Here is a 14,070-nt window from a genome sequence, read left to right as displayed (position 1 = left end):
TGCACGTTTGGTTCGTCTTCTTTAATTTTCAAAGGTCTTGTTCGTTATCGCGCTCTCGCGACAACTATCTTAGTTTATCATTTCTTGGAAACTTTGTCAACACTTTTTTGAAACTTTTTTTCGTTCCGCTATTAACTAGCACCTCAAGAGACAACTCATTCATTCTATCACGACTTATACACATTGTCAACCAGTTTTTTGAAAATGATAAAACAGCTGCAAAAACTGCAACTGTTTTATTATCTTTATTGACGTACCTCTAGAAGACCCAAATCTCCATCTTCACGTCTATACAATACATTTGTTGTACCGTCATTGGCATCTGTATAGATAAAGAAATCATGTCCGAGCAACTCCAATTGGAGGACTGCTTCTTCCATATCCATTGGTTTCAAGTCTACTTGCTTAGTACGAACCACTTTTACTTCCTCACCTGTTTGCTCAACAAGTTCATCTGTAAAGACTTGACCAGTTGCCACTTTTTGACGATGTTTTCGTTCAATCTTGGTTTTGTTACGACGAATTTGGCGTTCAATCTTATCTACTACAAGATCGATAGAGCCATACATTTCTTGTGAAATATCTTCTGCGCGAAGTGTAACTGCTCCAACTGGAATTGTTACTTCTACTTTTGCGCGCTTGTCACGGTAAACTTTTAGATTTACTTTAGCATTCAACTCTTGTTCTTCATTGAAATATTTCTCAATCTTAGCCACTTTCTCTTCTACATAGGTGCGAAGTGCATCTGTAACTTCAAGGTTTTCTCCACGAATACTGAATTTAATCATATTAGTACCTCTTTCTTGGCTTTCGCCTTTCTTCACTATTATTATACCACATTATAGGAATATTGCAACCGTTTTCTTATCGTGTTAGTGAAAATGTTTTGATTTCTTTCCTACCAATTTTCATGAAAAGTTCTACAGCAAGTTGGATTGTGGCTCCTGTTGTGTATATATCGTCGAATAATAATATTTTTTCTGGCACTTCTTTTTCATCTAATAGATAGAACATCTGTTTTGCTTCTAGTCTCTCTGCTCGATTTTTAGACGATTGTTTTTGGCTTTCATACTTTCCAAGAAGGGATTGATAGGGAATATTTGTAGCATCCAAAAGTCCTTCCACTTGATTAAACCCGCGTTCTGATAGTCGTTTTTGACTAATTGGTATGGGAACAATTGTGTAGTCAGGAAATTGGCTTAACGCTATTCTAAGCTTTTTAGCAAAAATATTTCTTAAAACATAGTCTCCTTGAAATTTGTAGCGACTAAAATAATGTGCCATCGCTTGATTATATTGGTACAAAGCTGTGTGGACAACTGGTTTCCCTTGATTCTGCCAGTACTGACAATCCTTGCAACTTTCCGATTCCCCATTTTTATAACAATGTGGACAGTGTTGCTCTGCTATTTCCTCAAAAGTCGAAAAACATTCTTCACAGGTGCCCGATTTTTCTTTACTAAAGAAGATGAGATCTGAAAATCTTGTTTTATTTTTCATAGCTTGATCACACAATAGACAATTAGACATATCCAGCCTCCTTGTTCATCTGTTTAATTTCAGCGATTGCCTTTTCAATAGCTCCTGTACTTCCCTCATGATAAAACTGGAGTAACCCAGTCGGACGTTCCATACTTCTGCCGACCCGGCCTGCAATCTGAACAAGACTTGACGCTGTGTAGAGGTAATGATTGGCTTGAACAACAAAGACATCTACACATGGGAAGGTCACCCCACGTTCAAGAATAGTAGTCGAGATTAATACTGTGATTTCTCTCTTGCGAAACCCTTCAACTATTTCAAGGCGATTTTCTGTTTGACTGGATACAAAGCCAATTGTTTCTTCTGGGAATGTTTTTTTCATTATCTTGGTAAATTCTTGACCTTTGGAGATTTCTGGGACAAAAATGAGTAAGGGAAAGCCCGACTTTCTCTGTTCTTCAATCGCTTTTTTCAACTTTGGAACTAGTCTATTTTTCTTTAGGGTATCATCGAATTTACTAAACCAGACTTTTTGCGGGACAACAAGCGGATTGCCATGAAAGCGCCTTGGCAAACTAAGACGGCTTAATTTGCCCGTTCTGACTTTTTTATCCAATTCATCTGTTGAAGTCGCCGTCAGAAAAACTTGAACACCGGCTTCCTTGACCGCATTGTCTGCTGCTCGATAGAGCATGGGATTATCTGCATAGGGAAAGGCGTCTACTTCATCGATCAAAACCAAATCAAAGGCCTGATAAAATTTTAATAACTGATGTGTGGTTGCTACAACTAATGGAGTTCGGAAATAAGGTTCAGACTCTCCATGTAGTAAACTAATTGGAACTGAAAAATCATTTTGCAGACGTTTATAGAGTTCGATACAAACATCGATTCGAGGACTAGCTAGGCAAACCGCTCCGCCTTTATCAATCACTGAGGCAACGGTGTGGTAAATCATTTCTGTCTTACCTGCTCCTGTTACTGCATGAACCAATGTCGCACGATTATTTTCCACGTTTGCAACTAGTCCATCTGAAATTCTTTGTTGCCAATCAGTTAGTTGACCTTTCCACTTTAAACACTTAGTGATTGGAAAATCTTTCTGAGGAAAATGATAGAGTTTTTCGTCTGACCGTACTCTGCCTAAAAGCAAGCAGGCTCGACAGTAATAAGCATCGTTTGGCAATTTGTTTTCTTCTTTAAAAGTTGTTCCACAGCGAAAGCAGTTATTCTTTTTTGTAATACTTGGCACTTTTTCTGCTATTTCTCTTTCTTTTGCTGTCAATTGGTATTTGGTAAATAATCTTCCATAATAATTTTCTAATTCTTTCATCGCTTATTTATTCGGAATTTCTTGTCAGTTTTTAAAAAAATTAGTACAATTTGGTTATGAAAGAATTTAAAACAATTAGAGAAGATGGTATTGTTGAGGAAGAAATTAAAAAGTCACGATTTATCTGCTTTATGAAACGAGTGACCAGCGAGGAGGAAGCTCGCGACTTTATCAACAAGATCAAGAAAGAACATTACAAGGCTACTCATAACTGCTCTGCTTTTGTCCTTGGAGAAAATATGGAAATCAAGCGTTCCTCAGATGATGGGGAGCCGTCTGGCACTGCTGGTGTGCCAATGCTGACGGTTTTAGAAAATCACGAACTGACCAATGTCGCAACGGTAGTTACCCGCTATTTTGGAGGTATCAAACTAGGGGCAGGCGGACTTATTCGTGCTTACGCTGGAGCCGTGGCTAATGCAGTCAAGGAGATCGGTGTTGTGGAAGTCAAGGAGCAGGAAGGTATTTCCATTAGTATGTCCTACGCCCAATACCAAGAGTTTGCCAATTGGCGAGCTGAGCAAGGTCTGGAAGAATTTGATACCCAGTTTACTACTGAAGTTTCAACCATGATTTTTGTAGATAAAGAATTCCTTGAACAAACATTAGCAAGTCTTACTGACTTTTACCACGGAAAAGTATTCGCGGAAAAAGCTAACTCTCGAATCGTTGAGGTACCTGTCTATTAAAAAAAGCTATCGGCGAGATAGTTTTTTTATATTATCCTTTTTTGACTTTCTACTATATAATGTATAATAACATTATTTGGAGGTGCCATATGGCTATTTATCAAAACATTACTCAATTAGTTGGAAAAACACCTGTTATTAAACTCAATAATATCGTTCCAGAGGGGGCGGCGGAAGTCTATGTGAAATTAGAGGCCTTTAACCCAGGTTCTTCTGTAAAAGACCGGATCGCCTTGGCTATGATTGAAGATGCTGAAAAGGCTGGTACCATCAAACCTGGAGATACTATTGTTGAGCCAACAAGTGGTAACACTGGTATCGGTCTTGCTTGGGTTGGAGCAGCAAAAGGTTATAAGGTGATTATCGTCATGCCTGAAACCATGAGTGTTGAGCGTCGTAAGATTATCCAAGCTTATGGAGCTGAACTCGTCTTGACTCCTGGTAGCGAAGGGATGAAGGGGGCTATCGCCAAAGCAAAAGAGATTGCTGAAGAAAAAAATGGCTGGGTTCCTTTCCAGTTTGCTAATCCATCCAATCCAAAAGTTCACGAAGATACAACAGGACAGGAAATTTTGGAAGACTTTGGAACAACTGGTTTAGATGCCTTTGTATCTGGCGTTGGTACTGGTGGTACCGTTTCAGGTGTTTCGCATGTTTTGAAGACAGCAAATCCAGATATCGCTATCTATGCTGTCGAAGCTGATGAATCAGCTGTCTTATCTGGTGAAGCACCTGGTCCGCACAAGATCCAAGGTATTTCGGCAGGTTTTATTCCAGATACTTTGGACACTAGCGCCTATGATGGCATTATTCGTGCCAAATCCGATGATGCCTTAGCTACAGGTCGTGCTATCGGTGGAAAAGAAGGATTCTTAGTTGGTATTTCTTCAGGTGCAGCAATTCACGCTGCGATCGAAGTCGCTAAGGAGTTGGGAACTGGAAAAAAAGTGTTGGCAATCTTGCCTGATAACGGAGAACGTTACTTGTCAACAGCTCTTTACGAGTTTAATGATTAAAAAGAAAGAAGGTTAGGAATGCATCCTATACCTTCTTTTCTTTGTGTTCTTTGAGATAGCCTTTAGCTTCCTCAATCCATTTCGGAAGTTGTTTTGCTAAAGGGGAAAAACCAATTTTATTCCGTTCATTTGTAAAACGATGATGACGCGGAATTTTTTGTTGTTCTTCTTCTAAGGTCCGGATTGATAAACTAGCCTTTTCAGTATATTCATCAAAGTCAACTACCTGTACCAAAACCTCTTGCCCCAATTTTAAATGATCATAAATATTATCAACAAAACCTGTTTTGATTTCCGAGATATGGATTAGGCCCGTCGTCCCATTCTCTAATTGTACAAAGGCTCCATACGGCTGAATGCCCGTTACCGTCCCCTTGAGTTTATCTCCGATTTTCATCTTAATCCTCTATTTCGATGGTCTCAATTACAACATCTTCATGTGGACGATCTGCTGAATCTGTTGCAACCGCTGCGATAGCATCCAAGACGACGAAGGATTCTTCATCAACTAGATGACCAAACACTGTGTGGCGTTGGTCTAGATGTGGTGTCCCGCCATTTTTGACATAGGCTTCTGCAACTTCTTTAGGCCAACCGCCTCGTTCTAATTCTTTCGCATTGTATGGGAAGTTTTGGTTTTGAACGATAAAGAATTGGCTTCCATTTGTATTTGGTCCTGCATTGGCCATTGACAAGGCTCCTCTGAAATTAAAAGCTTCCATTGAAAATTCATCTTCAAACGCAGTACCATAAATAGATTCACCACCCATGCCTGTTCCGGTTGGATCGCCACCTTGAATCATAAAGTCTTTGATAATACGATGGAAGATAATCCCGTCATAATAGCCATCTTTAGAAAGAGCTACGAAATTTGCTACAGTTTTGGGTGCAATTTCAGGGAAGAGTTTTACTGTTAACTTACCGTGGTTAGTCTTGATATGCGCAACTGGCCCTGTAACATTTTCCAAATCTAATTGCGGGAAATATTTTTCTTTTTCTACCATACCTAATTTCTCCAAGGCATCGAAAATGCCATCTTCTTCTACTTTTTTTGTGATATAATCTGCATGCTTTTGCAGTTCTGGATGCGAATGCCCCATAGCGATACTAATTCCTGCATAATCGAATAACTCAATATCGTTGAGTCCATCTCCGAATACTAGGACATTTTCAGGTTTCAGGCCTAGTTTTTCAACAACCTTAGCAACACCGGTTGCTTTGGAAGAGCCTTTTAGCACAATGTCCGATGAAATAGCATCCCAACGAACACTACGCAATTCCGCTTGCAACTCTTCTGGAAGTTCTACTTCGTGACCATCTTTCTCGAAAGTTAATAATTGATAGATGTCATTTTCTTTATAAAAAGTTGGGTTTGTTTCCAAACCTTCATAAATCAAGTCAATTACTTGACTAATGCGGTCAGTTCGTGCAGAAAGTGTCCCTTTTTGACTACCAAGCATACCATATTCGATTCCAATTTCTTTAGCCCAATTTAATACAGATTCTACTAAATTTTGGGGCATTGGCTGATGGTACACTACCTGACCTTTGGCATCTTCTACGTAGGAGCCGTTAATCATAGCGAAAAAGTCTGGCTTTAAGGCCTTGATTTCTGGCACCAAACCATAAGGCGTTCGTCCTGACGCAATTCCTGTCAAAATCCCCTTTTCTTTCAGTGATTTGAAAACCTGCTGAATTGATTCAGGAATGTAGCCTGTATTCTTCACACGTAGCGTGTCGTCAATGTCAAAAAAGACTATTTTTATTTTTTTTGCCTTATATCTGAGTTTTGCATCCATATAATTCCACTATCCTTTGGTTGAAAATTAACTAATTTTCATTATACCACTATTGGTCCTCTTGCGCCACCAAACCATGCTGGAAAGCATAAACAACTGCTTGAGTACGGTCGCTCACAGCTAGTTTGGATAAGATATTGGAAACATGGGTTTTTACAGTTTTTAAGGATATGAAGGACTCATCTGCAATTCGTTGATTATCATATCCCTTGGCTAACAGCGTCAAGATTTCGCGTTCACGAGCTGTCAAGTCATCATGTAAGTCTGGGTGGCGTTTATGGTGCTCTACTTTTTTCTCTACTTCTGTCTCAATAGCATATTCTCCAAGAGCTACCTTGCGGATGGCTGCTAAGATTTCGTCAGCACTTGACGTTTTCAACATATAGCCACGAGCTCCTGCTTCCAGCACAGGATAGATTTTTTCATTATCTAGGTAGGAGGTCAGGATGACAATCTGCGCTTGCGGCCATTCCTTCAGCAAGGCCAGGGTTGCTTCTACGCCAGTCATCTTGGGCATAACCAAGTCCATCACTACAACATCGGGTTTAACCTCTAATGCTTTAGCCAAACCTTCCTCGCCATCACTAGCTTCTGCAACTACTTCAACATCTGGCTGTAAATTTAAGTAACTTTTCAATCCTAGACGAACCATCTCATGGTCGTCAACTAGCATCACTCGAATCGTATTCATCTTCTTTTCCTTTCAATAGTGGGATACGAATATCAATCGCCACTCCCTTATTTGGGGCTGTGCGAATTTTTATCGTTCCAGCCATGTCTTCAACTCGCTCACGTATGTTTTGAAGACCGTAACTTAATTCATCATCTGCATCTTGTTGGAAGCCGATACCATCGTCTGTCATTTTCAACTGCAGTTCTGTTTCCTTCTGCAAGAGGTAAACATCCAAATGCTTGGCCTTGGCATGTCGCAAGGTATTACTGATAATTTCTTGCGCAATGCGGAAGAGATGTTCTTCAATTAGTTTCGGTAGCTCCTCTACTTCGTGTTGGAAATGAACGATAATATTACTTTTGTCGCTAACTTCACGCAAAATCAGCTCAAATCCTTCAACCAAGGTTTTACTTTCAAGTTCACTTGGGCGTAGATGTAATAATAGGATGCGTAGATCTCTTTGGGCAGACTCAATCATGTCTTTCACGAGCATCAGCTGTTCCTGCAAAGTTTCCTGCGGAAGAGTGGATAGATTGGACGATAATCCTGACAAAATCATGCTCGTCGCAAATAACTCTTGACTAACCGTATCATGCAAATCCCTAGCAATCCGTTTCCGTTCTCCCTCAACAATCTCTTCTTTCTTGACTAAATCTTGATTGTCAACCAGCTGCACCTGACGCGTGAGGTTTCTGACCTTATCAGACAACTGGAGCAAGAGTTGATCACTTTCGGTGTCTGTTCGAATACTTTTATTCTTCAAGATAGCTTGTAACTTCGTCCGCATAACCTGAGTGGAGGCTAGGCTGACAGTTTGTACCATTACAGCTAGAAAAAGAGTCAAAACAATAACTAGTAGAATGAGAGTAAACACGAGCTGCTCCGTTGAAATCCAGAGCGTAACATCTAGCAATGAATAATTTAAAAGTGGGAGGGTGGAAGCAATCACTACAAAAACAATAAGACAGGCAAACCAGGCGAGGAGTAGGTAGGTACGTTTTCTCATACGCGAACCACCTCCACATCTCCCAGGATATTGTTGGTAACGACTTTTACACGTTTGTGTGATTCTTGATAATCGGGACTATTGACCGCTATACTTTCATTCCGCAAATCCCAGTATGATTCACCCAGGAAACTTACTCGTCCATAGATACTAGTTGCTGAAAGTGCAACCTCAACATCAATTGGAACAATAATTTTTGTCCGTCCAAACGTTTTACGAATTACAACAATATTATCTCTGCCAACTAATACAGTCTTATCCAAATCAACTACATCATTGCCAAACAAGCGTACAATGTTAATATCTTCAAAACCAAACCTATCTTGAGAGTGATCATGGTTGCCAAACCATCTATTTTTCTCTTTTTGAACCTGTAGAGAATAGTCACTAAAAACAATGTGAGTATATTGGTTTCTCTTTTCATAACGTGAAAAGAAATTAATCAGCATGTACACGACTAGTAGCATAATCCCAATAATGAAGAAGGGATTTAAAACAAAGACCAAAAATAATAGAGATAAGGAGCTAACCAGTAAAACGCTATTAACTTTTCTTCCTAGGAAGTACCAAATGATGAGTAATAAGGCAGAGAAAAGTAGCAGGGTCCGACTGGCCTCATTGGCTACCACGTCAAAGGCTGCCATCGTAAAAATCATACTTTCTATTAGTAGAAAAAATTGAACTTTTCGCATCTTCTCCATCCTTTCTATACTATTGTAACAAAAAATAAGTAAAAGAACTCCATCCAAAGTAGGAAATATAGGACTGACTGATATATAGTTTTAGTTTACTTTTAGTTCAAGGCAAGTTGACAACGGATAATTTTGATTTTCGAAGAGTATAAATGAGCTTTAATCTGATCTAGCATGACCTTCCCCCTTCTATTTTTAGTGTAACATAAAAAACTAACCTACCACAAAATATGATAGGTTAGTTAGCTTAACGACATTGGGCATCTACCCAACCTTATTCATCTTTATTGTCCGCTATCTGTTGAAGTACTTGTGCTTGTGGAACTTCCTGTTGAAGAATCGCTACTGGTTCTGGTTGATGCAACGGAGACATACAAGGTAACTGTTCCATCAATTGTTGCTCCAGCAGCAGGATATTGTCCAATGACAATATCACTTGTCGTTGAATAATAACTTCTATCTTCTTGTTTTTCAATATTTTCCGCATTGACACCCAAGGCTTGTAATTGACTACGCGCCTGTGAATAGGTGTAATTGCGAGATGTTAAATCAGGCATAATCAACTCTTTTCCTTTTGAAATAACTAGATTGATGATAGAACCTTTTGCCAATTCTGTATTGGCAACGGGATCTGTACTGATAACCTGACCCGCAGTAACAGATGAGCTATATTCCTGAGTAATGGTTCCAACACTGAATCCTGCTGTCTGAAGAACTTGAGTAGCATTCTCCTGACTTTTTCCAACAACGTTTGGAACAACTTGTGGCGCCACTCCTTTGGAAACATAAAGGGTAATTTTTGCCCCCTTCTCAGCAGAACTATTTGCTTCTGGATCTGTTTTGATGACGAGTCCTTGGGCAACTTTTTCGCTATATTCTTCTTTTATTGTCACTTGGAAACCAAGAGCCTCCAATTCCTGCCGTGCAGTATCAGACTCCTTATCCACCACATCTGGAATAGATGACAGCGCAGCCGTTGCTACTACAATATCAATCTTACTCCCTTGACGTCTGGTCGTCTTTGCAGCCGGAGAGGTTCGTATTACCAATCCTTCATCTACAGTTGCGGTCGCTTCTTCTGTGATGTTTCCGACTTCCAATCCTGCTACTTCAATCATTTCTGTAGCTTTTTCAACGGTTTGACCAGACACATCAGGGACGGTAACTGTCCGTGGAGTGTTGAAAAACATGAGTCCAACCGCTATGACTGTTAACAAAATAGCTCCTATCAAGACTTTATAGCGTGTACGCATCCCCGGTCTTGGTTTTGAAACAGGCTTATTCCCTGAGTTCGCCACTTCTTTCTTACCAGACCCCTTATCCGTCGCAGAAACTTGGGCAGAACTGTTTGTATGCGGTACTTTCGTTTCAACATTGGCCTGGGAGAGTTTTGGCAAGGTTTTTGTATCAACCTTGTTCCCTTCTAGTTCAACCCTGGGTTCATTCCGACGATCCATGGATAGAGCCGAAGCTAAATCTGCGTACATTTCTGCAACCGACTTATAGCGCTCGTTTAATTTTTTAGCCGTTGCTTTTAGTACAACATTTTCTAAAGCCTGAGGTACGTTGGCATTCTCTTCTCTAACAGATGGGAGAGGTTTTTGGAAATGCTGAAGAGCGATCGTCACAGCACTGTCTCCATCATAGGGAATGCGACCCGTCAACATTTCAAAAAGGATGATTCCCATCGCATAAATGTCACTTTGAATGGTCGCTTTCGAACCACGCGCCTGCTCAGGTGAAAGATAGTGAACAGAACCCAACATGGAGTTGGTTTGTGTCAAACTCGTTTCAGCGAAGGCAACTGCAATACCAAAGTCTGTTACTTTAGCGACTCCATTGGAAGTCAAAAGGACGTTCTGAGGTTTCAAATCTCGATGGACAATTCCTCTCGTGTGCGCCATTCGCATAGCAAGGAGAATCTGTCCCATAATTCGCACCGCAACATCGTTGGAGAGTGGTGCATTTTCTTTTATATAACGTTTTAAATCGAGGCCATTGACATATTCCATAGCCAGATACTGTTGACCATCTTCTTCGCCGATGTCCGAAATACGAACGATATTGGGATGGTCAAGTTCTGCCATGGCACGCGCTTCACGTTGAAAACGCTGGATAGCAATTTGATCTGTCTGATAGTTGGTCCGAAGAACTTTAACGGCAACCTCTTCTCCATCTAAAATCAAATCTCTTGCTAGGTAAACATCTGCCATACCGCCTCGACCAATTTGCCGAACGATTCGATACCGACCGGCAAAGATCTTACCGATTTGAATCATTACCTAGCCTCCTCCGTAATGTGAAGCAAACCTACTGTAATATTATCTAGACCGCCTGCATTATTGGCAAAACGTACAAGTGTTTCTACCTTGCTTTCAATTGAAACATCACTCAATACAATATCACGAATGTCCTCGGTTGGTACCATATTGGTTAAGCCATCGCTGTTAATAAGGACGTAATCTCCAACCTCAAGGGTTTTCAAAGCAATGTCTGGTTCAATTGGTTCGGCTTGTCCGATGGACTGCGTTACAATATTTTTTTGAGGATGACGCTGTGCTTCTTCTTCTGTGAGCTGACCAGCTCGAACAAGGGCACCTACCAGCGAATGGTCGTTGGTTAGACGTGTATATTCGCCATCTCTAATCAATCCAACTCGTGAATCTCCGACATGGGCATAGATCATTTGGTTGTCGATGACAACAACTGCTTCAAGAGTTGTTCCCATCCCCTTGTATTCTTCTGTCTGTCCAAGTTCATGAATCTTTTGGTTTTCAGCGTCAATAATTGCAACCATCCATTCACGGACATCATTTAAGGTCACTAATTGAGTATCAACCCAAGCAGCTCCCAAATCTGTTGCTGCCATTTCACTAGCAATATGGCCGGCACGGTGACCACCCATTCCATCAGCTAACACGACCAAATCAATCCCTGCACGGTTTTTGTAGCGATTGATATAGTCTTGGTTGTTCGAACGTTTCTGTCCTACATCAGTAAGTAATGCAATTTCCATAATTTTTATCGTTGCTAAGCAACTTCCTCCTCTTATTCTAGGATTTTCGTCTAAGTTGACCGATGAAAAATCCATCTGTCTTATACTGTTCAGGGGTTATCAACAAGCAGCCATCCACCATAATATCTGTTTGAGGGTGTTCTAGTGTCACCTGCTCAAAATTGGGATGGTTTTGCAGAAATTCTTGAATAACCTCTTGGTTTTCCTTAGCAATAATCGTACATGTGCTATAGGTTATTATACCACCAATTTTCAAGCTTTGGCAAACACTGTCCAGTATCTGCAACTGGATAGTCTTTAGAGAATCAAAGTCCATCGATGCCTTGTTATAACGAATATCTGGCTTACGGCGGATGAGTCCGATACCTGAACAAGGGGCGTCTACCAATATCTTATCAAAGGTATCAGGGCCAAATGTTTCATGAACACGACTGGCGTCCAGACGTTTGGTCTCAATCTTATCTTCTAGACCTAAACGAAGTGCGTTTTCTTCAATCAGGTTTAGTTTATGATCATATAAATCCAACGCATAAACTTTTCCATCCGTAAGATAGCTTGCCATATGACAGGTCTTTCCACCCGGAGCTGCACAGGCATCCAAGATGATTTCATCTCCTTGAATATCCAAAGTCGGAGCCACCAATTGACTGGTTTCATCTTGAATGGTGATAAGTCCTTTCTTGAAATAATCTGTCCCCGCAAAGTGTCCATGGGATTTAACCAACCCAACTGGTGATAACTGCGAGTGTTGGGCGCCTAGCTCCTCTGCCAATTGCTCCACTTGTTGACCATCTGTCACGCGTACACTGGCCTTATTCCGATCATGTAAGCTTTGGAAAATCTTCTCTGCACGTTCATCGCCATATTCTGCAATCAGGGTTTGGACCAGCCAAACTGGCACAGAATATTGAACGGATAGACGTTTGTTCTTTCTTTTAATATCTGCTGGTTTCGGCAAGGAATCCTGACTAAGCTTACGCAAAATGGCATTAACAAATTTGTCAGTTCCAGGCTTTCGCTTGGCAATATTAACTGCCTCATTGACAACTGCGTGAGGGGGCAATTTGTCCAAATATACCAACTGGTAGAGGCTCAACATGAGGAGATAGTAGACCCAAGTGTCCAACTTTTCCCTATCTTCGATAAAATGTGCCAAATACCACTCTAGGGTAATTTTACGAGAAACCGTCCCATAAACCAATTCGGTCGCCAAGCCCTTGTCCTGTGCTGATAAACGAGAAGATTCTAGAGCCTTATTGAGAGCGATGTTCGAGTAAGCACCTTGATCAAAGACTTGTTCCAATACAGATAGGGCTAGACTTCTTGCTGTTTCATGTTTATTGATCACCAAATTGATCTCCTACTGCAATATCTCGACCTGCACCATTTAAAAAGTCTGCAATGGTCATTTTTGGCTTACCAGCTGGCTGAACAGTTTTCAGAGAAAGGGCTCCCTGACCTGTCGCAATGATCAATTCTTTCTTGCTTCGAGCAATAACCCGACCAACTGATCCTTCACCTTCTGCTTCTACAGCTTCTTGAATTTTAAAACGTTCCCCTTGCCAATAGGTGTGGGCAACGGGCCACGGGTACATACCGCGAATCTGATTAAATAGTTGACGAGCTGTCTTATTCCAATCCAGTACCTCTTCTTCTGGCTGGATATTTGGTGAGAAGGTTACCTGTTCTGGATTTTGAGCGACTGGTTTCAAGTCACCAGCAATATAGGCTGGTAAGGTTTGTAATAATAAATCTCGACCAACAACAGCCAACTTTTCAAACAAGGTGCCGACATTGTCGCTTTCTTCAATAGCAATGCTATCGCTGGAAATCATGTCACCGGCATCCATTTCCTTGACCATTTCCATGATGGTTACACCAGCACGTTCATCACCGTTAATCAAAGCGTAATGGATAGGGGCACCGCCACGGTATTTAGGAAGAAGAGAAGCATGAACATTGACTGCAAAGTCAACTGAGTTCAATAATTTGGTTGGTAGGAATTGCCCAAAAGCTGCCGTCACAATCCCATCTGCTCCTAAATTCATCAGCTCATCCATTTCTTGACTTCCAGATAGCTTCTCTGGTTGATAGACTGGTAAATTGTATTCCAAGGCTACTTCTTTCACAGGTGTCATTTGGATGACTTTTTTTCGTCCAACAGCTCGGTCTGGCTGGGTTACAACTGCCAGTATGTTGTAATTTCCATCAGCTAAGAGCCCTCTTAAGACCGTCGCTGAAAACGCTGGCGTTCCCATAAAAATCAACTTTGTCATATTCGTGTTCTCATCTCCTTTTCATTTTCTGATTCATATCAATTATACTATCCCCTAATTATATCATTTTTGCTTATTTTTTCCTTAA

General features: G+C 40.8%; 14 protein-coding genes and 1 pseudogene. 2 read left to right on the top strand and 13 right to left on the bottom strand.

Translation table 11 applies throughout. From position 1 onward, the window contains the following. Positions 1–245: 245 nt before the first annotated feature. From hpf to ODU50_RS07475, 3 genes are all read right to left on the bottom strand, one after another. The gene (gene hpf / locus ODU50_RS07485; RefSeq protein ID WP_014637536.1) at positions 246–788 is read right to left on the bottom strand and encodes a ribosome hibernation-promoting factor, HPF/YfiA family; all 543 of its coding nucleotides are present in this window, start codon (positions 786–788) and stop codon (positions 246–248) included. 76 nt (positions 789–864) lie between these two features. After that, on the bottom strand, positions 865–1,530 hold the full coding sequence (locus ODU50_RS07480; RefSeq protein ID WP_044693833.1) for a ComF family protein: 666 nt from the start codon (positions 1,528–1,530) through the stop codon (positions 865–867). After that, positions 1,523–2,815, bottom strand: coding sequence for a DEAD/DEAH box helicase (locus ODU50_RS07475; protein WP_105152846.1), 1,293 nt, complete (start codon positions 2,813–2,815; stop codon positions 1,523–1,525). The genes ODU50_RS07480 and ODU50_RS07475 overlap by 8 nt, the downstream gene beginning before the upstream one ends. A 56-nt stretch (positions 2,816–2,871) precedes the next feature. Here ODU50_RS07475 and ODU50_RS07470 point away from each other — a divergent pair, with 56 nt between their 5' ends. After that, positions 2,872–3,504: a YigZ family protein gene (locus tag ODU50_RS07470; RefSeq protein WP_161947046.1), complete on the top strand. Its 633-nt coding sequence runs from the start codon at positions 2,872–2,874 to the stop codon at positions 3,502–3,504. Positions 3,505–3,593: 89 nt separating this feature from the next. Next, positions 3,594–4,520: a cysteine synthase A gene (gene cysK / locus ODU50_RS07465; protein WP_105152848.1), complete on the top strand. Its 927-nt coding sequence runs from the start codon at positions 3,594–3,596 to the stop codon at positions 4,518–4,520. 25 nt (positions 4,521–4,545) lie between these two features. On the opposite strand, the gene ODU50_RS07460 is transcribed toward cysK, so the two are convergent. The 10 genes and pseudogenes from ODU50_RS07460 to fmt all read right to left on the bottom strand — a co-directional run bounded on the left by ODU50_RS07460 (position 4,546) and on the right by fmt (position 13,982). After that, on the bottom strand, positions 4,546–4,917 hold the full coding sequence (locus ODU50_RS07460) for a S1 RNA-binding domain-containing protein (protein WP_002937017.1): 372 nt from the start codon (positions 4,915–4,917) through the stop codon (positions 4,546–4,548). Position 4,918: 1 nt separating this feature from the next. Then, positions 4,919–6,319 carry a bifunctional Cof-type HAD-IIB family hydrolase/peptidylprolyl isomerase gene (locus tag ODU50_RS07455; RefSeq protein ID WP_044759386.1) on the bottom strand — a complete coding sequence of 467 codons (1,401 nt, stop codon included), beginning with the start codon at positions 6,317–6,319 and terminating at the stop codon, positions 4,919–4,921. Between the two features lie 49 nt (positions 6,320–6,368). Next, positions 6,369–7,010, bottom strand: coding sequence for a response regulator transcription factor (locus tag ODU50_RS07450; protein WP_002937025.1), 642 nt, complete (start codon positions 7,008–7,010; stop codon positions 6,369–6,371). Then, complete coding sequence (locus ODU50_RS07445) at positions 6,982–7,998, bottom strand: sensor histidine kinase (protein WP_105152849.1); 1,017 nt, start codon at positions 7,996–7,998, stop codon at positions 6,982–6,984. The genes ODU50_RS07450 and ODU50_RS07445 overlap by 29 nt, the downstream gene beginning before the upstream one ends. Continuing rightward, the gene (liaF, locus tag ODU50_RS07440; protein ID WP_024384079.1) at positions 7,995–8,690 is read right to left on the bottom strand and encodes a cell wall-active antibiotics response protein LiaF; all 696 of its coding nucleotides are present in this window, start codon (positions 8,688–8,690) and stop codon (positions 7,995–7,997) included. Before liaF ends, ODU50_RS07445 begins: the two co-directional genes overlap by 4 nt. Before the next feature lie 284 nt (positions 8,691–8,974). Beyond that, positions 8,975–9,463 carry a PASTA domain-containing protein gene (locus ODU50_RS07435; RefSeq protein WP_371128166.1) on the bottom strand — a complete coding sequence of 163 codons (489 nt, stop codon included), beginning with the start codon at positions 9,461–9,463 and terminating at the stop codon, positions 8,975–8,977. Positions 9,464–9,466: 3 nt separating this feature from the next. Beyond that, a pseudogene (gene pknB / locus ODU50_RS07430) lies at positions 9,467–10,969 on the bottom strand (Stk1 family PASTA domain-containing Ser/Thr kinase); the annotation flags it as partial. Then, positions 10,969–11,706, bottom strand: a complete 738-nt coding sequence (locus ODU50_RS07425) for a Stp1/IreP family PP2C-type Ser/Thr phosphatase (protein ID WP_004194145.1) — start codon at positions 11,704–11,706, stop codon at positions 10,969–10,971. The pseudogene pknB and the gene ODU50_RS07425, both read right to left, overlap by 1 nt. Before the next feature lie 37 nt (positions 11,707–11,743). Continuing rightward, a complete protein-coding gene (gene rsmB / locus ODU50_RS07420; protein WP_105152851.1) occupies positions 11,744–13,057 on the bottom strand; it encodes a 16S rRNA (cytosine(967)-C(5))-methyltransferase RsmB in 1,314 nt (437 codons plus the stop codon). Further along, positions 13,044–13,982 (bottom strand): methionyl-tRNA formyltransferase, encoded by a 939-nt coding sequence (gene fmt, locus ODU50_RS07415; protein ID WP_011921989.1) that lies wholly within the window; start codon positions 13,980–13,982, stop codon positions 13,044–13,046. Before fmt ends, rsmB begins: the two co-directional genes overlap by 14 nt. Between the last annotated feature and the right edge of the window lie 88 nt (positions 13,983–14,070).

It is taken from the genome of Streptococcus sp. 2020WUSS084 (assembly GCF_044427445.1).
GTDB lineage: Bacteria > Bacillota > Bacilli > Lactobacillales > Streptococcaceae > Streptococcus > Streptococcus suis.
The sequence above is the reverse complement of the archived record's forward strand: the minus strand, read 5'-3'. Positions and strand labels throughout refer to the sequence as shown.